The following is a 20569-nucleotide window of genomic DNA, read 5'->3' on the forward strand; positions in this document are numbered from 1 at the left end:
TTTTTATTGTTTGTCGATAGTATTAAGAAACAGAGTCCTAATGGTAGATAAGTAAAATTCTTTGTTAAGAAGTATGTGAATATAAAACATATCCCTGCGAAAATAAATAATATTCGATTTAGATTTGACTTCATAGTTATAGTAACTCCTTTAAATTGATTATAACAGAAAAAAATTGTTGAATTGTAAAAAGTAAGAAAAAAAGAAGAGATTCAATTTTTGTTGAATCTCTTCTTAGAAGTAGTTTAGTTAGTTATTATATATAAATTAGTCACGTTCTACGATAGTAGCACAACCCATACCACCACCGATGCAAAGTGTAGCTAAACCTTTCTTAGCATCACGTTTTTGCATTTCGTGAAGTAAAGTAACAAGGATACGGCATCCACTAGCTCCAACAGGGTGTCCTAATGCAACGGCTCCACCGTTAACGTTAACTTTGCTCATATCGAATCCTAATTCTTTAGCAACAGCTACAGATTGTGCAGCGAATGCTTCGTTAGCTTCGATTAAGTCCATATCATTAACTGTTAATCCAGTTCTTTCCATAACTTTACGAGTAGCAGCCACTGGTCCAATACCCATGATTTCTGGTTCAACACCAGCTAATGCACCTTGTACCCAAGTAGCCATTGGTGTAACACCTAATTCTTTTGCTTTTTCTTCACTCATAACAACGATTGCAGCAGCACCATCATTAATTCCTGAAGCATTACCAGCAGTTACCATTCCGCCTTCTTTACCAGAGCAGCAACGTAATTTAGCTAATGATTCAGCCGTTGTTCCTGGACGAGGTCCTTCATCCACTTTGAATTCAACGATTTCTTTTTTAACTTTAACTGGAACTGGTACGATTTCATCATCGAATTTGTGTTCAGCCATAGCTTTTTCAGCTTTTTGTTGAGAGTTAGCTGAGAATTCATCTAATTCTTCACGAGTTAAGTTCCAACGATCACAGATGTTTTCTGCAGTAATCATCATGTGGTAGTGGTTGAATGCATCTGTTAATGCATCATTTACCATTGTATCAACGATAGTAGCGTTGTTCATACGGTAACCAAAACGTGCTTTAGTCATAGCATATGGTGCCATTGACATGTTTTCCATACCACCAGCAACAACGATGTCAGCTTGACCAGCCATGATCATTGCAGCAGCTTGGTTAACACAGTTTAAACCAGATCCACAAACAACGTTTAATGTTACGGCAGGAACTTCAATAGGTAGACCAGCTTTGATACTAGCTTGACGAGCAACGTTTTGTCCTTGAGCAGCTTGGATAACGCATCCCATTAATACTTCGTCAACTTGTTCAGGTTTAACACCTGCACGGTTCAATGCTTCTTTAATTACGATAGAACCTAAATCAGCAGCTGGAGTGTTACTTAAAGCTCCACCCATTTTACCAATAGCAGTACGACATGCACCTGCTAAAACTACTTTTTTTGTCATATTAATATTCCTCCATGTAAGACTATTAGTCATTTACCTTTTAAACTTTATCATAGTGAATGATGAAAATCAATCACAAATTAAAAAATTCACAAGTGAATTTAAAGAAATAAGGAGAACATGTCTCCTTATTGATTAATCGCACATTTTTACGATAACAGCGGCACCTTGTCCTCCACCAATACATAGGGAAGCAAGACCGATTTTTGATTTACGTTTTTGCATTTCATATAACAATGAAACTAATATACGGTTTCCACTAGCACCTACTGGGTGACCTAAAGCAATAGCTCCACCATTTACGTTTGTCTTAGCTAAGAAGGCTTCGCGATCCATACCTGTAGCTTCTTCTAATTCGTGGATAACACCTAATGATTGAGCAGCAAATGCTTCGTTCAATTCAACTAAGTCAAGATCTTCAATCTTTAGATCTGCATATTTTAATGCGTTTAAGATAGCTGGTGTTGGACCAAGTCCCATAACTCGTGGGTCAACTCCACCTTGTCCAAATCCGATAACTTCAGCAATTGGTGTTAAGTTATATTTCTTAACTGCATCTTCACTAGCAACGATAGTAAATGAAGCACCATCATTGATACCAGAAGCATTACCTGCAGTTACAGTTCCATCTGCGTTGAAGGCTGGACGTAATTTAGCTAATTTTTCTAAGCTTGTTTTACGAGGGTGTTCGTCTGTATCAAATACTACTTCACCTTTACGAGTCTTATAAGTAATAGGAACGATTTCATCTTTGAATTTACCTGCAGCAATAGCCGCTAAAGCTTTTTCTTGAGAAGCAAAAGCGAATTCATCTTGTGCCTCACGAGAAATGTTATATTTTTTAGCGATGTTGTCAGCAGTACATCCCATGTGAATTCCATACATTGCATCTGTTAAACCATCGTGTAACATAGCATCCACTAATTTTTGGTCTCCCATCTTAGTTCCTGTACGGTTTTTGTAGCTCAACATAAATGGAGCACGAGTCATTGATTCAACACCACCAGCAACATATAAGTCACCAAAGTTTGCTTGAATACGAAGTGTAGCTTCCATAACGGCTTTTAAACCTGAACCACATAACATATTGATTGATTGTGCACATACTTCAACAGGAATTCCTGCATCAAAAGCAACGTGACGAGCAATGTTTTGTCCTAAACCGGCAGCAATTACGTTACCGATAATAACTTCGTCTAAGTTAGCTGGATCAATATTTGCTTGTTTAATTGTTTCTTTTAAAACAGTTGCTCCAACAGTAGCTAAATCTACATCAGTTAAACTTCCTAAAAAAGTACCAATTGCACTACGTTTAGCAGCAACAATATAAGCTTTTCTCATTTGTATACCTACTTTCTACTCTAAATCGAGATTCACTTTTTTACATGCTTAGTCTAGTCCTTAAAATAGGGGATGTCAATAACTTGTTTAATTTTTCACATGTTAATAATACATAACATATATTAATAAGATAGGGCATTTAATACAATTTGTTAAAATATTAACAAAATCATTGACGAGGTTCAAAAAAGTATGTAGAATATGACTGTGTGAAAAGTTTAACATACTTTCTCATGCTATCGATGTCCTAATTCGAATAGTTCAAGAAACTGGAAAGGAGAACTTCATTTATGGATTTCAATTTAACAGAACAACAATTAATGATGCAAAAGTTGTTCAGAGAAGTTGCGCAAAACGAAGTAAAAGAAAACGCAGCGGATGTTGACGAAAACGAAAGATTCCCTAAGGAATCTGTAGAAGTGATGCGTCAAGCAAAAATGCTTGGTATTCCTTATTCACGTGAATACGGAGGAGCTGGCGCAGATTATTTATGCTATATTTTAGCAATCGAAGAATTGTCTAAAACATGTGCAACAAGTGGTGTAGTTTTATCAGCTCACACTTCATTAGGTACTTGGCCAATTGCTCAATTTGGTACTGAAGAACAAAAACAAAGATTCTTAACAGATTTATGTACAGGTAAGAAATTGGCTGCATTTGGTTTAACGGAACCAAACGCTGGTACAGATGCGGCTGGACAACAAACTACAGCTGTATTAGATGGTGACGAATATGTTATCAATGGTACTAAAATCTTCATTACAAATGCTGGAGAAGCCGATGTATATGTAATTTTTGCCATGACAGACAAAACAAAAGGAACTCGTGGAATTTCTGCTTTCATTCTTGAAAAAGGAACTCCAGGATTCACATTCGGTCTTCACGAAAAGAAATTAGGTATTCGTGGATCTGCTACATGTGAATTAATTTTCAATAATGTACGTATTCCAAAAGAAAACTTATTAGGAAAAGAAGGTATGGGATTCAAGATTGCCATGCAGACACTTGATGGTGGACGTATTGGTATCGCTGCTCAAGCATTAGGAATTGCTCAAGGTGCAATCGATGAAGCCGTTGCTTACGTAAAACAACGTAAACAATTTGGTCGTCCAATTGCTAAATTCCAAAACACTCAATTCCAATTAGCTGATATGCAAACTAAAACAGATGCAGCTCGTTGGTTAGTATATTCTGCAGCTACTGCTAAACAAGAAGGTCGTCCTTATACTCAATTAGCAGCTGAAGCAAAATTATTTGCTGCTGAAACAGCTATGGAAATTACAACAAAAGCTATCCAATTATTAGGTGGATACGGATATACTCGTGATTTACCAGTAGAAAGAATGTTTAGAGATGCTAAGATCACTGAAATCTACGAAGGTACTTCAGAAGTACAACGTATGGTCATCTCTGGCGCTATGTTGAAGTAAGAAAGGAATTGGTGTTGAAAAATGAAAATTGTTGTTTTAGAAAAACAAGTTCCGGATTCAACTGAAATTACAGTTGATAAAAAAACTGGTGCGTTAATTCGTGACGGCGTTCCTGCAATCACAAACCCAGATGATTTAGCTGGTTTGGAAGCTGCATTGGAATTAAAAGACAAAAACCCTGACACTGAAGTTGTTGTAATGACAATGGGATTACCTAAAGCTGCTGAAATGTTAAAAGAAGGTGTAGCTATGGGTGCTGACAAAGGTGTTTTATTAACAGACCGTGTATTAGGTGGATCTGATACATGTGCTACAAGTATCGCTTTAGCGGCTGCTTTGAAAAAAGTAGGATTTGACTTAGTTATCGCTGGTCGTCAAGCTATCGATGGTGATACTGCTCAGGTAGGACCTCAAACTGCAGAACGTTTGGATATTCCTCAAGTTACTTATGTAGATGAAATCTTAGAAGTAAAAGAAGATTCTATCACTGTTAAACGTTCATTAGAAGATGTTGAACAAATCGTAACAGCTAAGTTACCATGTGTTATCACAACATTATCAGGAATGAACAAACCTCGTTACATGCAATGTGACAACATCGTTGACTTATGTAAAGAAGACAAGATTGAAGTTTTAACAAATGCTGAATTAGGAATCGATCCTGAAACAGTTGGTTTCAAAGGTTCTCCTACATCCGTTAAAACTACTTTCACAAAAGATGTTACTGACAAAACAGAAGTATTCACATTGTCTGAGCAGGAAACTGCAGATATGATTGCTAAGACTTTGAAAGAAAAGCAAATCATTACAAAGTAGGGAGGATGAAGTAGAATGGCTCGATTTGAAGAATATAAAGATATCTTCGTTTTCGTTGAACAAGAAAACGGAAACATTGCAGAAGTAAGTTATGAACTTATTTCAGAAGCAAGAAAACTAGTTGCTTCTATCCCTGAATTTGGATACAAAGTAGTTGGTGTATTGCTTGGAGAAAATGTAAAAGAAAAAGCTCAAGAAGTTATTAGTCATGGAGCTGACAAAGTAATCGTTGTTGATGATGCTTTGTTAAAAGACTATTCAACTCAATTCTATGCTGATGCTTTAACACAAGTTGTTTTAGCTCACAAACCAGACTCAATGTTAACTGGTGCAACTCCATTAGGACGTGACTTAGCACCACGTGTAGCTGCTCGTTTAAATGTTGGTTTAACTGCAGATGCTACAAAAATTGAAGTTGACTTAGAATATGCTAAAGAAACTGGTGAATCATTATTAGACGTAACTCGTCCAACATTCGGTGGTAACTTATTTGGTACAATCGTATGTAAAGACACTCGTCCACAAATGGCTACAATCAGACCAAAAGTATTTGAATTGGCTCCAACAGATACAACTCGTACTGGTGAAGTTGAAGAATTTACTCCATCATGGACAACTACAGATCCTCAAGTATTTGTAGAAAAAGTAATCGAAAAAGTAAAAGCAGATGTAGATATCACTAAAGCTAATATTTTAGTAGGTGCTGGTCGTGGTGCTGAAAATTGCTTAGATGTACTTCAAAAAGTAGCTGACGAATTAGGTGGTGTAGTTTGCTGTACACGTGCTGTTGTTGAAGATGGATTCTTAGACAAAGATCGTCAAGTAGGTCAAACAGGTAAGACTGTACGTCCTTCATTATATATCGCTTGTGGTATTTCTGGAGCTGTACAACACTGTGCTGGTATGGATAAATCAGATTTGATCATCTCTATCAACCGTGATCCTCAAGCAGAAATCTTCAATATTTCTAATATGGGATTCGTTGGAGATTGTGCAACTGTATTACCTTTATTAGTTGAATCAATTAAAGCTGCAAAAGCTGAATAATAAAAAGGAGCATATTTAAAATGAAAAATGTAGGTGTTATTGGTGCTGGAACAATGGGGCAAGGTATTGCCAATGCATTTGCTACAGCTGGATACAATGTAACTGTATGTGATATTAAAATCGAATGGGCACAAAATGGTATCAACAAAATTGGTGCTAAATTAGATAAACTAGTATCTCGTGAAAAGATTACTGCTGAAAAAGCAGAAGGTATCAAAGCTAACTTAACTGCTGGTGAATACAAAGATTTAGCTGATTGCGATTTAATCGTTGAAGCTGTTCTTGAAAAAATGGAAATCAAAAAAGACTTATTCAAGACTTTAGATGAAATCTGTAAAGAAGACTGCATTTTCGGAACAAACACTTCAAGTTTAAGTGTTACTGAAATTGCTAACGGAATCAAACATAACGTTATCGGTATGCACTTCTTCAACCCAGCTGATCGTATGAAATTAGTTGAAGTTATCTCTGGTGAAAATACTCCAGTTGAAACAAAAGAAGCTATCATCGAATGCTCTAAATCATTAGGAAAAACTCCAGTAGAAGTTGCTGAAGGACCTGGATTCGTAGTTAACCGTATCTTGATTCCAATGATCAATGAAGCTTGCTTCATTTACCAAGAAGGATTGGCAAGTGTTGAAGATATCGATACAGCTATGAAACTTGGAGCTAACCACCCAATGGGACCATTGGCTTTGGGTGACTTAATTGGATTGGATATTGTTTTAGATGTAATGGAAGTATTATATACTGAAACAGGAGATCCTAAATATCGTCCATGTACATTATTAAAGAAAATGGTTCGTGCTGGAAAATTAGGTCAAAAAACTAAACAAGGATTCTACAGCTACAACTAGTGAAATAACTAAAGTGAAACACTCGTTGTTTCACTTTTTATTTAAATATTAGAGGAGAAAAATCATGGAAAACGTATTATTAGAAAAACAAGGTCACGTTTCAATTATCACAATCAATCGTGAAAAAGCATTAAATGCATTATCAACAGCTGTATTAAATGATTTAGAAGAAGCTGTTAACACCGTTGCAGCTGACAAAGACACATATTGTGTAGTTATCACAGGTGCTGGAAGCAAATCTTTCGTTGCTGGTGCAGATATTGCTGAAATGAAAGATAAAACGGTTGAAGAAGCGGCTGAATATGGAGCTTATGGAAACAAGATCTTCCGTCAAATTGAAACTTTACACTGCCCAGTAATTGCTGCCGTAAATGGTTTTGCATTAGGTGGAGGATGCGAATTAAGTATGGCTTGTGACATTCGTATTGCTAGTGAAAATGCTATTTTTGGACAACCAGAAGTAGGTTTAGGAATTACTCCAGGCTTTGGTGGAACTCAACGTTTAGCACGTTTAGTACCTGCTGGAATCGCTAAAGAAATGATCTTTACAGCTCGTAACATCAAAGCAGACAAAGCATTGGCTATCGGATTAGTAAATGCTGTTGTTCCTCAAGAAGAATTAATGGCTACAGCATTAAAAATGGCTAATGGAATCTGCAAAAACGCTCCAATCGCTGTTGCACAATCTAAAAAAGCTATCAATGCTGGACTTCAAACAGATATGGATTCAGCTATCGCTATTGAAGTAAAAGATTTCTCTGATTGCTTTGCTACAGAAGACCAAACATATGGTATGGAATGCTTCGTAAACAAAGTAAAAGAAAAAGAATTTAAAAACAAATAATTTATTTGAAAGGATGATTTAAATGTCAAAAGTAATGTCAGCCCAAGAAGCTATCAGTTTGATCAAAGATGGCGACAAAATTGGTGTAGGTGGATTTATTGGAATGGGTCACCCTCAAGAACTTAGTGTTGCCATTGAAAATAGTTTCTTAGAAACAGGACATCCTAGAGATTTAACCGTTATGTTCTCTGCTGGTGTAGGAGATGGTACACCAGATTTAGGATTGAACCATATGGGTCATGAAGGATTGTTAAAAAGAATCATTGGTGGACACTGGGGATTGATTCCTACTTTCCAAAAATTAGTTTTTGAAAACAAAGTTGAAGGCTATAATTTACCTTTAGGAACAATCAGTTTGATGTTCCGTGAAATTGCAGGACACCGTCCAGGTGTAATCACAAAAATTGGTTTGAAAACATTTATCGACCCTCGTCTAGAAGGTGCGAAAATGAATGAACGCACTAAAGAAGATTTAGTTGAATTGATCAATATGGATGGAGAAGAATGGTTACGTTATAAATCATTCCCATTAGATATTGCATTGATTCGTGGTACATATGCGGATGAAGATGGAAACTGCTCAATGTGTAAAGAAGCAGCCACTCTAGATTCAATCAGTATTGCGCAAGCTAGTTAAAAACAGTGGTGGTAAAGTTATTCTACAGGTTGAAAAAATTGTAGAACGAGGATCATTAAAACCAATGGATGTTAAGATTCCAGGAATTTATGTGGATGCGATCGTTGTTGCACAACCTGAAAACCATTGGCAAACGTATTCAGATCCATACAACCCATCATTCTGTGGTGAAATTCGTGTACCCGTTGATTCAATTGAACCAATGCCATTAAATGCACGTAAAGTTGTTTGTCGTCGTGCTGCAATGGAATTGGATCCAACGGCTGTTATCAACTTAGGAATTGGTATGCCAGAAGGTATCGCAAATGTTGCCAATGAAGAAGGACTTCCAGGACTTAAAATGACAGTTGAAGCTGGAGGAATCGGTGGTGTTCCAATGAATGGTACTGCCTTTGGTGCTTGTACAAACCCAGATGCAATCATTGATCAAACATATCAGTTTGACTTCTATGATGGTGGTGGATTAGACCAAGCTTTCTTAGGACTTGCAGAATGTGATCAAAAAGGTGATATCAACGTTTCTCGTTTTGGACCAAAAATTGCAGGATGTGGTGGATTTATTAATATCACACAAACTTCACCGGTCGTTGTTTATTGTGGAACATTTACAGCTAAAGGTTTAAAAGAAACAGTTGGAAATGGTAAATTGACAATTGATCAAGAAGGTCAAATCAAGAAATTTAAAAATCACATTGAACAAGTTACTTTCTCAGCTGATTATGCGAATGAAACAGGTCAAAAAGTCTTATATATTACTGAGCGTGCTGTATTTAAGTTAATTGATGGAAAATTAACATTGATTGAAATCGCTCCAGGTGTAGATTTACAAAAAGATGTATTAGATCAAATGGAATTCAAACCATATATTGCTGAAGACTTAAAACTTATGGATGCACGTCTATTTACAGACGAAGTTATGGGATTAAAAGAAGAATAAATCATAAAACAGGTCAAAGGACCTGTTTTTGTGTTACAATGATTTTGGGAGTTGATAAAAAATGTTATTTTTTAGAAATGATTATGGCCAAGGCTGTATTCCAGAAATTATGGAATATATGAATACGACAAATGGTCATTCTTTTACTGGATATGGTATGGATGAAATTTGCCAACGTGCAAAGGAAGCTATAAAAAAACATATTCCGGATTACGATGTGGACGTTCACTTTATTGTAGGTGGAACCATCACGAATCAAACAATCATCAAAGCATGTTTAAAACCTTTTGAAGCTGTCATCAGTTGTGATACAGGACATATTGCGACGCATGAAACAGGTGCGATTGAAGCGACTGGACATAAAGTGATTCCTGTCAATAACTATGCTGGAAAAATCAATCCGAGTGATATTCGTAAAGTGTTTGATACACATATGCTTTCGTATGAACATATGGTTTATCCAAAAATGGTTTATATTTCAAATGCCACAGAATATGGAACCGTATATACATTTGAGGAATTAAAAGAAATTCGTGCTGTTTGTGATGAATTAGGTCTATACTTAATGATGGATGGGGCAAGACTTGGTGTTGCTTTATCGACAGTGGATTATACATTAAATGATTTAGCCAATCTTTGTGATGTATTCTATATTGGTGGTACGAAAAATGGTGCTCTACTAGGAGAGGCCGTTGTCATCTCAAATCCTGAATTAAAACCATATTTCCGCTTTGTGATGAAACAAAATGGAGCTATGCTTGCCAAAGGATGGTTGCTTGGAATTCAATTTTTAGGATTATTTGAACATGATGCTTTCTTTGATTATGCAAAACATTCAGTCGCATTGGCTCAAAAGATTCAATCTAGACTTCAAGATTTAGGCTATGCTTTATTTATGAAGAGTGATACAAATCAGATTTTTGTCAATGTCACAAAAGAACAATACCAATTCTTAAGTGAAAATATTGATTTTGAAATCTGGGAAAAATGTGACGATCATTATGTCATTCGTTTTGTGACTAGTTTTCATACAACGGAAGATGAAGTTAATGCTTTATTCACTTACTTATCAGAAGCTAGCGTAAAAAAAGAATAGTATCATTCTAGGTTTGAACGATAGGTCCAGCCTAGTATACCATTCTTTTTGATTTGAACTTTATCTTGATAGGCGAATACCTCTTTTACGGTATCGCCTTTTTTTAATGGAATCTCATAATTTGTATAATCATAAGCTTTCATATCATTTGTCACGAATTCATTTTCAACCCAGAAAGTACGATTATTGTAAGGACAATATACTTTCGATTGTATCGAATTTCGTTCAAGAATTTGAATATTACCATGATTAAAAGTTATGAAGAAGGGAATTTGTGTATGATAATCTACATTTTGAATGACTTTTCTTTCTTTAAGAAAATCACATCGTTCAACTTTAACAATATTCTTTTCAAATATAAGAGCATTTAATTGACCGCCAAATTTAACCATGTTTCCACCATCAATACTATAAATGTTATGTTTTACATCATAAATGGGATCAAAAGAGGCAATATGACTACAATATTCTGTCACCGGCATATGTCCAACAATGATATTCTTTTTGAATACTTGATTTGATTCTAAAAAGAAGGCATGGGTCATGACATGTTTAAAATCCGTTCCATAATTTTCATTGCTTTCAATACCTGCATGTACATAAATATGCGCATCATCTTCTAATACATGGGGTAAATCGTTTAAGAAACAAAGTTCATCTAAATAATGTTTGCGTAAGATTTGACAAATTTGGGACATATTACTATTTTCGTTGATTTCAATATTTAGACTTTTAGCCATTTCATGAATCAAACTTGCAGTTCTAAATCCAAGAACATGCTTTAAAAAATCCAAACGATAGGAGTAAAGAACATTTTTCGCAATAAAATCACAATTACCCATGATACAATGTACATCTTCCGTTTGAACTTGATGCATAATGTAATGAAGAGTATCTAGATTTCTTTTTCCTTTTTCAACTAAATCACCTAAAAGAATCAAACAATCTATACCCGGTTTATAATCAATCTTGTGTAAGAGCGCTTGATATAGATCTAAATTACCATGAATATCACTAATCACAATCTTTCGCTCGGCTTTTGTTTTAAGTTTTTGAATTACTACATTCCGGTTCATTGTACTAAAAACGGAAGGAATGTATCACATTCTTTTTCCCAGTCTTCCTCACAATGTCTTCCTTCTGGAATCACATTATATAAGACTTTGACTCCTTTTTTTGATAGAGAATTACCAATTTCAGTACAAGCCTTAGTTTGCCAGACAAATTCATGCATTAAGCTTGCTTCATTTGAACCCCAAGATAAATAGATTGAAGTATTTTTTTGAATGTTTTTATGATGAATATCTTTCAAAATTGCATCTATACTCTCTAAGACATAAGGGGATATCACAATGGCTTTTGAATAGATGTCGGAATAAGTATAGGCTGCATATAAGGCCATTAGACCTCCGCAACTACTTCCACCGATAAATGTATTTTTTCTTGTCTTTTTGGTTCTGTAATTTTGATCAATATAAGGTTTTAATTCATTCACAAAAAAGTCCATTGTAGCATCACCTAAACCTTCAAATGATCCGTATTCAGGATCATAGAAAGGATAGGGTGCATATTCTTTTAAACGATTGTTTCCGATATGGCTACATTCTTGTCCAACGACAATTAAATCTAAATTGAGCTTTTCAATATGCTCTTGAATATGAATGGCCTTACCATATGTGGCATAGGCATCTAAAAAGATATTATGACCATCAAACGCATATAAAACAGGATATTGTTTATTGCTTGTATCATAATCTTCAGGTAAATAAATAAAGATTTTTCGCTTTTCATTTAATTTCGACATGAAAAGTTCTTTTTCAACTATCATAATCGATCCTTTCTTTTTAAGGCAACCTTGAAGAACTCATCTCGTCTTGAAGGACTTGTAAATTTGGCAACAATCGCAACATCACCCATGGCAGCCGCAATGGCTTCTGGAAGATATAAGATATCAATTAATTCTTCTTTAAACATGTCTTGAATTTCTTTCACTGTATAACGATATTTGATAGAATTCCTTCTGCCCACAAAACCTGCAGAATATCTTCTAAGTTTTGAATAAGATGCTTGTTGTTTTAAGATCACTTCAGCCCATAAACGGTATACATCGAGTTCACCTGCATAATTCATCAAATCAGGACAGAATCCTCCTGGAGGTCTGAAGTTTACTTCTAGACCAAAGATACGGCCTTTTTCACCTAATCCTTGTACATCATGATTCAATCGGAAGAATTCGCAATGAAAGAAACGATTCTTGATTTTAAAAGCATGAATTGTTCTTTGAACAATATCACGACATTCATCGCTGATTTCGAGTGTTGTGAAGCATCCAATACTTTGTTGATAAAGCACAGAATCCATGCAGTTACCAACATATTCTAAACTATTTAAATAACGAATATCTTCGTTTTCATCGCAAATCCCATCTAATGTAAAAACATCTCCATCAATATATTGTTCTAAAATCATAACATGATCTTTTGTCTGCATATAAACAGATTCTAATTGTTCGGCATTCATGATTTTATAAGTCATACTTGCACCTACACCATGATCTGGCTTCATAACAAGTGGATATCCAACTTTATTAGCGAAATCTAAGCCATCCTGAAGTGTATGTAATACTTTATAATCAGCTACTGGGACGTTGGCTTCTTTATAATATTTTTTCATTTGTGACTTCGATTGAAGCTCTTCGATTCTTTCTAATGAAAAACCTGTTTTTACATTAAAATCATCACGAAGACGTGCATCTAAATCAAGCCAAGCTTCATTATTGGATTCAATCCAGTCGATTTTTCCATATTTAAATGTAAAATAGCCACATGCCTTAATCATTTCATCATAGTCATGGAAGCTTTTCACAACATAGATTTCATCACAATACTCTTTTAATTCCTGTTTTAATTGGTTGTATGGAGTATCTACGATAGCCAATACTTTAGCCCCATTTTCTTTTAACCCCCTACAAAACATCCAGTAACTTTCTGGATAGTTTGGTGAAATCACCACAAAATTCATAATCTTATTTCCTTTCTGCCATCATTTGACTAATCGCAATGACAGTCTTTCCATCATCAATTTTTCCATTTCTTGTATATTCATAAGCCGTTTCTAAATCCAACCATAGAGTATCGATTTCCTCATCTTCATCTAAAGAAAGTTTAACATCTGCCATTCTTGGATGGATGGCTTTATAGATCCAAATTCTTTCATCACAAAAGCCTGGTGTTGATACAAAACTTAATAAGAGTTCTAATTTATCACAGGCCATGCCTGTTTCTTCGTTTAGTTCACGAAGTCCGCATTCCATGGGATCTTCACCATATTCGAGTTTACCTGCAGGAATTTCAAGTGTTTCTTTACCAATTGCCGGACGCTCTTGTCGTACAAGTAAGATCTTGCCATCGATGATACAAATGACACCCACACCTCCTGGATGACGAATGATGTCTCGTTTATACATTTTATCTTTGATTTTTACATCCTTTTGAACTAAATCAAAGATAATACCTTTATAGATCAATTTTTCTTCCATACAATACCTCTTTTTCGTTAAGATTATAGCACAAAAAAACACTCCTAAGAGTGTTAATTGATTTTAGCTAAAAAGCTTTCCGTAATCGCATCCGCTATTTTTTGTTGGAAAGTTTCATCCACTAATTTTGTATAGTCATCACTATTACTTAAATATCCAAGTTCTAAAAGGATAGCCGGAATTTGACTATCATATAAAATAGGGAAGTTTTCATAATGGTCGGAATCAATACCTTCAAATTGCGATAGGTTGATTGCGTTCATTGTATTGGATAGGTTTTTAGCCAATTGAATCATCTTATCGTTGGGCTGTGTGAAAATAGAATATCCCTTTGATAAAGAATCTGAACTTGAATTCATTTGAATCGAAATTAAATAATTTGCCTTTTGGGAGTTAATAGAAGTGATTCTTTCTTCTGTAGAAAGTGTGGAATCATCACTTCTTGTATAAACTACATTGTAGCCAACACTCGAAAGAGATTCCCCAATCTTTTTGGCTATAACCAAATTTAGATCTTTTTCACTGGTATGCCCATCGCTAGTATATCCACTATCACTTCCTCCATGACTTGCATCAATACAAATGATTGCTTTTGATTTACAACGCGAATTTGAAACCGTATCATTGGTAATAATGGTCGATTCTGTTTGTTCGGGAACATCGATTTTTGATTTTTCTTTGATTTGTTTATTAAGATTTGGCTGGATGACCATCGCCAAAAATAGTGCAAAAACTAAAAAGAGAATGGCTCTACGCATGACTAACCTCCTGTTTTCTTATTTTAACATTAGTCGTAAAGGATGAAAAGCTTTTTAAAATTTGTTATAATGAGTACCATGGGTGATAGTATGGATTTTTTAATAACATTAGATCAGTTTGAAGGTCCTTTGGATTTGATGCTGCATTTAATCAAAGAAAATAAATTAGATCTTTTTGACTTGGATATGAATGTTTTAGCAACGCAATATATTGAATATATTCATGCCATGCAAAATATGCATTTGGAAGTGGCCAGTGAGTATTTATCGGAACTAGCTAGTCTTATCGCATATAAGTCGAAAAAACTTTTACCAAGAGAAACCGTTGAGGTTATAGAAGAATATGAAGAAGATCAACGTGATCAATTGGTAGCTCGTTTATTGGAATATCAAAGATATAAGGAAGTATGTCTTGCATTAAAAGATGGTTATGATCAAAGACAACTCCATTTTTCTCGTCCAGTTTCCAGCTTAGTCGAAGAATGGAAGATTCCCGTTGAAAGTGATACTTTAGAAAATCAATCTCCTTATGATTTAATGAAGGCTATGCGCCATTGTATTGTACGTATGGAGCTTTTACAGCCTTATGAAACTAAGGTGACAATCAAAGAATTGTCTTTAGAAGAAAGAGCCATTCAAATCAAAGAAAGAATGAAGCATATAAATGGATCGATATCTTTTAAAGATCTTTGTAGCGATTGTACAAATTTACATATGGTGATCGTTACTTTTTTGTCGATACTTGACTTAATACATGAAAAATGGATGACATATTCCATTGATGAAACCCAAATGATATGGGTCGCAAGAGAGGATTTGTAGATATGGATAATGCGAAGGCAATATTAGAAGGCTTACTCTTTTTAAGTGGTGAAGAAGGTTTAAGCATAGATCAAATGATACTTGGTCTTAAAAACTTAGAAATGGATGATATCCGCGTTTTACTAGATACACTAAAAGAAGAGTATAGCAGCAACAGTAGAGGGATTGAACTTGTAGAATATGCGAATCGATTTAAATTTGTCACAAAAGAATTTGTATATCCTTATGGAAAACAATTATTTGAAGAATATAAACAACCCACACTATCACAAGCGGCTATGGAAACTTTGGCTATCATTGCCTATAAACAACCAATTACTCGTGTAGAAATCGAAGAGATTCGTGGCGTCAATTGTGAAATGATGTTAAAAAAATTAGTGGCGCGTGGCTTGATTGAAGCTAAAGATCGTTTGGATGCGATTGGCAAACCTTTATTATATCGTGTAACGGATGAATTTTTAGATGCTTTTCAGTTAGAGGATTTAAAAGAATTACCGGAATTACCACAAACAAAAAACAATAATGAAGAATTATTTGAAGGAGAATAGAAAATGGAAAGACTACAAAAAGTAATTGCCCAAGCGGGTATTTGTTCAAGAAGAAAAGCAGAAGAATTGATTTTAGATGGAAAAGTCAAAGTGAATGGTGAAATTTGTGATGTATTAGGTACAAAAGTATCAAAACAAGATATCATCGAAGTCAACGGTAATATGATTTCTAAAGAAGAAAAAGTCTATTACATCATGAATAAACCTAAGGGTTGCCTATGTACAAGTAGTGATGATAAGGGAAGAAAAACAGTACTAGACTATATGCCTAAAAACGAAAGAATCTTCTCTGTAGGGCGTTTAGATTATGACACAAGCGGTGTTTTATTATTGACAAATGATGGTGAATTTTGTAACCATATGATTCATCCTCGTTATCATTTAGAAAAAACCTATGTTGTTAATCTTCAAGGTATCTTGAGTGAAGATGATATCAAACAATTAAGAAAAGGTTTAAAGACAAAAACAGAAAAATATCAGCCGGCTAAAGTATTTGTGCTTCAAAAAGATTTAACGCGTAATCGTACGCAGTTTGAGCTTACTATTTCTGAAGGTAAAAATCATCAGGTAAAGAATATGATGTTGGCATTAGGCCATGAAGTTCGTCGCTTGCACAGAGTGAAATTTGCGTTTTTAGATGTTAAAGATTTAAGAGCGGGTGAATATCGTCGTTTAAAACCTTATGAAATCAAACAATTAAATCGTTTGGCTATGGAAGGCGAAAACAAGTAATGAAACAAGTATATTTAGATGCGGTTTTATCGATTCATGATGTGATTGAATTAGATACAAAACAAGCACACCATATTTTCGATGTACTTCGTACAACACCAAAAGAAAAGATTCGTATCATCACAAAAAATTCGGGTGTTTTCTTAGGACACGTTGAAAATAAACCCATTTTAATCATTGATTCCATTGTAGATGTGTTTGAAGAAAACCAATCGATCACATTATGTTGTGCTTTGATCAAACAGGATAAATTTGAATGGATGCTTCAAAAGGCATGTGAACTGGGTGTAACTAAAATCGTTCCTTTTGTATCGAAGAATACGGTTGTTAAATTGGATGAGAAAAAGGCAGAAAAGAAACAATCTCGATGGAATGAAATCTTACTTGCGGCAACAAAACAATGTAACCGCAATACATTGGTGGAATTAGAGCCTGTAATTCCTTTAAAAAAATTGTCGAATTATAAAAGTGAATGTAATTTGGTGGCTTATGAGAAGGAGAGTGATCCTTCTAAACATATGGCACACTATTTAAAAGAGAATCCCAAATCCATTACTGTATGTATTGGACCTGAGGGTGGATTTGAGGAAAGTGAAATTCAAGTATTAAATGAATTTGGTTATGAAAATTGTTCTTTAGGTAACAATATTTTACGAGCGGAAACAGCAGCTTGTTATGTATTAAGTGCAATTGAATACCAAAATCATGTGGAAGGATAAAGAATCAATGAAATTTTCAATTATTACACTCGGCTGCAAAGTAAATGCGTATGAATCGCAATACTATGCTGGTCAATTAGAAGAACTAGGATATGAACAAGTATCGCCTGAAAAAGCTTGCGATATTTGTATCATCAATACATGTACTGTCACAAATACGGCAGCTAGTAAGTCACGTCAAAAGATTCATTACGCAAAACGCATGAACCCTAATGCCTTATGCGTTGTGGTAGGTTGTTTTGTACAATGTGCAAGTGAAGAAGAAAGAAAGGCATTAGATGCAGATCTTATCGTTGGGGCTAAACAAAAGAATGAATTGGTGAATTTGATCCAACAAGCATTAAAGGATCATGAAAAAATTGATGTTGTTCATGAAGTTACACAGTTTAAAGATTTTGAGGCGATGCCTGTACATTGTTTTGAATCGATGCATCGAGCCTTTCTAAAAGTACAAGATGGCTGTAATCAATTCTGCTCATATTGTGCAATTCCTTTTGCACGTGGTCGAGAGCGAAGTTTAAATCATGAGCAGGTCATTCAAATTGCCAAAGATCTATGTGATAAAGGGCATACAGAAATTGTTCTAACAGGTATTCATACAGGTCGATATTTTGATGGAGAATACGATTTAGCGAAATTAATGAAAGCTTTATTAGAAAATACACCAGACTATGTATATTATCGTATTTCAAGTATCGAAATTACAGAAGTGAGTGATGAGTTGATTGGATTGATGCAAGAAAATTCTCGTATGTGCCATCATTTGCATATTCCAGTACAATCTGCATGCAACGAAACATTAAAACGTATGAATCGTCCGTATACAATTGAGCAATTTAAAGAAAAAATTGAATATATTCGTTCTTGCATTCCAGATATTTCAATTTCTACCGATGTGATTGCTGGATTTGTTCAAGAAAGTGATGAGGAATTTGAAACGACGTATAAAAATCTAGCCGAACTAGAATTAAGCTTCTTCCATGTTTTCCCTTATAGTAAGCGTAATGGAACAAAGGCAAGTACTTTAAAGGGTGAAATCAATGGTAAGATTGCCAAAGCTAGAGTGGCTCGTTTACTCGAACTTTCAAATGAATGTAGAAAACGTGATATGCAACGTTTTAACCCCGTACAAGTTTTGATTGAAAGACAACAAGATGGCTATTATACGGGTTATACAAATCAATATCATCCTTGTAAGATATTGAGTGATACTTCAATTAGTGGTAGAATCACATTCGAATGGCAACGTATTGAAGATGGTACGTACTATGGAAAGAAGGATTAAGTATGCGATTAAGCAAACTATTTAAAAATGCACCTACAGTGAACATTACAGGCTTAAGCTTTGATTCAAGAACGGTAAGACCTGGAAATATCTATTTCTGTTTACCTGGCCTTACAAATGATGGACATGACTTTATTGATTCTGCTATAAAAAATGGAGCCGTATGTATTGTTCATTCTAAAGAATTATTGAATATGGCATCTGGTGCTGTTTATATTCGTGTGGAAGATGTTAATGATGCGATGAATAAGGTGGCTCGTATTTTCTATGCCAAGCCTAGTGATAAACTAAAAATGTATGGTGTTACTGGGACAAATGGAAAATCAACAATCACAAATATCATTCGTGACATGATCAATGATAAAACGCCATGTGGTTATATTGGTACCATTGCGATTAAATATGGGGATATTGAATTGCAGCCAAATTTAACAACACCTGATGCACTTTTTTTACAATCTAAACTAGCCGATATGGTTCGTGTAGGGATGAAGGCATGCGCATTAGAAGTATCAAGTCATGGATTAGCTCAACATCGTGTAGATGGTATTTCATTTGATTGCGCAATCTTTACCAATTTGACATATGATCATTTAGATTTTCATGGAACAATGGAAAATTATTTTGAGGCGAAGAGCTTGTTGTTTAAAAATCTTGTCAAAGAAAATGGTGTTTCTATTTTAAATCGTGATGATGAAAAATATGAGGCATTAAAAGATTGCTCCAAAGCACGTGTTGTATCTTATGGTATTAATAAAGAAGCGGATTATCGTGCTATTAATATTAAGATGAGTTCACAAGGTACACAATTTGATTTAGTATACTCAGGTCATATGTATCCAATCAAGACAAATTTGGTGGGAAACTTCAATGTGTATAACTTACTTGCTGCTGTGTCTGCTTTAAATGAAACGGGTTATGATTTAGATAAAATTATTGAAAAATGCAGTCATATTGCACAAGTAGAAGGTCGTATGGAACGTATTGATTGTGGTCAGCCATACAATGTGATCGTTGATTTTGCGCATACTCCAGATGGTATGGAAAAGATGATGCAGTTTGGAAGAAGTATCACAATGCCAGGACATCGTTTAATTGCGGTGTTTGGTTCTGCAGGTAAACGTGACGTACATAAGCGTAAAGTATTTGGTGAATTAGCCGATAAATACTGTGATTATATTATTGTTACGGAAGATGATCCTCGTGATGAAGATCCAAAAGAAATTGCAGATCAAATTAAGTCTGGAATTCAAAATACATTACATGTATTTGTGCAAGATCGTTATGAAGCAATTCATCAAGCTATTAGTTCAGCTCAAGAAGGTGATACTGTTTTACTTCTTGGTAAAGGAGATGAAAGCTTTATTTATCGGGAGAACGGAAGAGCTCCTTGGGTAGGCGATAATGTAGCGGCTAAAGAGTGTATTCAGGCAAATTTAGGTTAAAATTTTATAAATAGACTTGCATTATACGAAATCTTTGATATAATATTTTTGCTAATCTTGGGAAGGGAGGTTTGTGAATATGCCAAAAGTAGTTCTTAAAGAAAACGAAGGACTTGATGACGCTTTAAGAAGATTTAAACGTCAGGTTTCTCGTAATGGCACCCTTGCTGAGGCGCGCAAAAGAGAATTTTACGTAAAACCAGGTGTACGCAGAAAGTTAAAATCTGAAGCTGCACGTAAAGCACGTAGAGGTAAATAATCTGCA

General features: G+C 34.9%; 22 protein-coding genes. 15 read left to right on the top strand and 7 right to left on the bottom strand.

Annotation, left to right across the window (positions count from 1 at the left end):
- Positions 1-267: 267 nt before the first annotated feature.
- Together EUBIFOR_RS05640 and EUBIFOR_RS05645 are read right to left on the bottom strand one after the other, a co-directional pair.
- Positions 268-1452: an acetyl-CoA C-acetyltransferase gene (locus tag EUBIFOR_RS05640; RefSeq protein ID WP_040466240.1), complete on the bottom strand. Its 1185-nt coding sequence runs from the start codon at positions 1450-1452 to the stop codon at positions 268-270.
- 135 nt (positions 1453-1587) lie between these two features.
- Entirely contained in the window at positions 1588-2793 is a 1206-nt protein-coding gene (locus EUBIFOR_RS05645; protein WP_003865001.1) for an acetyl-CoA C-acetyltransferase, read from the bottom strand.
- A gap of 290 nt (positions 2794-3083) precedes the next feature.
- On the opposite strand from EUBIFOR_RS05645, the gene EUBIFOR_RS05650 reads away from it, so the two are divergent.
- From EUBIFOR_RS05650 to EUBIFOR_RS05680, 8 genes are all read left to right on the top strand, one after another.
- Positions 3084-4223 (top strand): acyl-CoA dehydrogenase, encoded by a 1140-nt coding sequence (locus tag EUBIFOR_RS05650; protein WP_003865002.1) that lies wholly within the window; start codon positions 3084-3086, stop codon positions 4221-4223.
- Positions 4224-4244: 21 nt separating this feature from the next.
- Positions 4245-5039, top strand: coding sequence for an electron transfer flavoprotein subunit beta/FixA family protein (locus EUBIFOR_RS05655; protein WP_003865003.1), 795 nt, complete (start codon positions 4245-4247; stop codon positions 5037-5039).
- A gap of 15 nt (positions 5040-5054) precedes the next feature.
- A complete protein-coding gene (locus EUBIFOR_RS05660) occupies positions 5055-6086 on the top strand; it encodes an electron transfer flavoprotein subunit alpha/FixB family protein (protein ID WP_003865004.1) in 1032 nt (343 codons plus the stop codon).
- Between the two features lie 20 nt (positions 6087-6106).
- Positions 6107-6943 carry a 3-hydroxyacyl-CoA dehydrogenase family protein gene (locus EUBIFOR_RS05665; protein ID WP_003865005.1) on the top strand — a complete coding sequence of 279 codons (837 nt, stop codon included), beginning with the start codon at positions 6107-6109 and terminating at the stop codon, positions 6941-6943.
- Positions 6944-7007: 64 nt separating this feature from the next.
- Positions 7008-7787 (top strand): enoyl-CoA hydratase-related protein, encoded by a 780-nt coding sequence (locus EUBIFOR_RS05670; protein ID WP_003865006.1) that lies wholly within the window; start codon positions 7008-7010, stop codon positions 7785-7787.
- Between the two features lie 22 nt (positions 7788-7809).
- Positions 7810-8424, top strand: coding sequence for a CoA-transferase (locus EUBIFOR_RS13400; protein WP_003865007.1), 615 nt, complete (start codon positions 7810-7812; stop codon positions 8422-8424).
- The gene (locus tag EUBIFOR_RS13405) at positions 8408-9361 is read left to right on the top strand and encodes a CoA-transferase (RefSeq protein ID WP_003865008.1); all 954 of its coding nucleotides are present in this window, start codon (positions 8408-8410) and stop codon (positions 9359-9361) included. The genes EUBIFOR_RS13400 and EUBIFOR_RS13405 overlap by 17 nt, the downstream gene beginning before the upstream one ends.
- Before the next feature lie 61 nt (positions 9362-9422).
- On the top strand, positions 9423-10457 hold the full coding sequence (locus tag EUBIFOR_RS05680) for a threonine aldolase family protein (protein ID WP_003865009.1): 1035 nt from the start codon (positions 9423-9425) through the stop codon (positions 10455-10457).
- A gap of 2 nt (positions 10458-10459) precedes the next feature.
- On the opposite strand, the gene EUBIFOR_RS05685 is transcribed toward EUBIFOR_RS05680, so the two are convergent.
- Genes EUBIFOR_RS05685 through EUBIFOR_RS05705 form a run of 5 tightly spaced genes read right to left on the bottom strand, consistent with a single transcriptional unit; the run spans position 10460 to position 14753 of the window.
- Positions 10460-11533: a metallophosphoesterase gene (locus tag EUBIFOR_RS05685; protein ID WP_003865010.1), complete on the bottom strand. Its 1074-nt coding sequence runs from the start codon at positions 11531-11533 to the stop codon at positions 10460-10462.
- Positions 11530-12285, bottom strand: a complete 756-nt coding sequence (locus EUBIFOR_RS05690; RefSeq protein WP_003865011.1) for an alpha/beta hydrolase — start codon at positions 12283-12285, stop codon at positions 11530-11532. Before EUBIFOR_RS05690 ends, EUBIFOR_RS05685 begins: the two co-directional genes overlap by 4 nt.
- A complete protein-coding gene (locus tag EUBIFOR_RS05695; RefSeq protein ID WP_003865012.1) occupies positions 12282-13478 on the bottom strand; it encodes an ATP-grasp domain-containing protein in 1197 nt (398 codons plus the stop codon). Before EUBIFOR_RS05695 ends, EUBIFOR_RS05690 begins: the two co-directional genes overlap by 4 nt.
- Positions 13479-13482: 4 nt before the next feature.
- A complete protein-coding gene (locus EUBIFOR_RS05700) occupies positions 13483-13995 on the bottom strand; it encodes an NUDIX hydrolase (protein ID WP_003865013.1) in 513 nt (170 codons plus the stop codon).
- Positions 13996-14048: 53 nt separating this feature from the next.
- Positions 14049-14753 carry an N-acetylmuramoyl-L-alanine amidase family protein gene (locus EUBIFOR_RS05705; protein ID WP_003865014.1) on the bottom strand — a complete coding sequence of 235 codons (705 nt, stop codon included), beginning with the start codon at positions 14751-14753 and terminating at the stop codon, positions 14049-14051.
- A 90-nt stretch (positions 14754-14843) separates the two neighbouring features.
- On the opposite strand from EUBIFOR_RS05705, the gene EUBIFOR_RS05710 reads away from it, so the two are divergent.
- From EUBIFOR_RS05710 to rpsU, 7 genes are all read left to right on the top strand, one after another.
- The gene (locus tag EUBIFOR_RS05710; protein WP_040466283.1) at positions 14844-15575 is read left to right on the top strand and encodes a segregation and condensation protein A; all 732 of its coding nucleotides are present in this window, start codon (positions 14844-14846) and stop codon (positions 15573-15575) included.
- 2 nt (positions 15576-15577) lie between these two features.
- The gene (gene scpB, locus EUBIFOR_RS05715) at positions 15578-16123 is read left to right on the top strand and encodes an SMC-Scp complex subunit ScpB (RefSeq protein ID WP_040466241.1); all 546 of its coding nucleotides are present in this window, start codon (positions 15578-15580) and stop codon (positions 16121-16123) included.
- Positions 16124-16126: 3 nt separating this feature from the next.
- A complete protein-coding gene (locus EUBIFOR_RS05720; RefSeq protein ID WP_003865017.1) occupies positions 16127-16855 on the top strand; it encodes a pseudouridine synthase in 729 nt (242 codons plus the stop codon).
- Positions 16855-17574, top strand: coding sequence for an RsmE family RNA methyltransferase (locus EUBIFOR_RS05725; RefSeq protein ID WP_003865018.1), 720 nt, complete (start codon positions 16855-16857; stop codon positions 17572-17574). Before EUBIFOR_RS05720 ends, EUBIFOR_RS05725 begins: the two co-directional genes overlap by 1 nt.
- A 7-nt stretch (positions 17575-17581) precedes the next feature.
- The gene (mtaB, locus tag EUBIFOR_RS05730; RefSeq protein ID WP_040466242.1) at positions 17582-18859 is read left to right on the top strand and encodes a tRNA (N(6)-L-threonylcarbamoyladenosine(37)-C(2))-methylthiotransferase MtaB; all 1278 of its coding nucleotides are present in this window, start codon (positions 17582-17584) and stop codon (positions 18857-18859) included.
- Positions 18860-18861: 2 nt separating this feature from the next.
- Complete coding sequence (locus EUBIFOR_RS05735) at positions 18862-20304, top strand: UDP-N-acetylmuramoyl-L-alanyl-D-glutamate--2,6-diaminopimelate ligase (RefSeq protein ID WP_003865020.1); 1443 nt, start codon at positions 18862-18864, stop codon at positions 20302-20304.
- A gap of 79 nt (positions 20305-20383) precedes the next feature.
- Positions 20384-20563 (top strand): 30S ribosomal protein S21, encoded by a 180-nt coding sequence (rpsU, locus tag EUBIFOR_RS05740; RefSeq protein WP_003865021.1) that lies wholly within the window; start codon positions 20384-20386, stop codon positions 20561-20563.
- Positions 20564-20569 lie beyond the last annotated feature (6 nt).

Origin of the sequence: Holdemanella biformis DSM 3989 (genome assembly GCF_000156655.1) — a bacterium.
Lineage (GTDB): Bacteria > Bacillota_I > Bacilli_A > Erysipelotrichales > Erysipelotrichaceae > Holdemanella > Holdemanella biformis.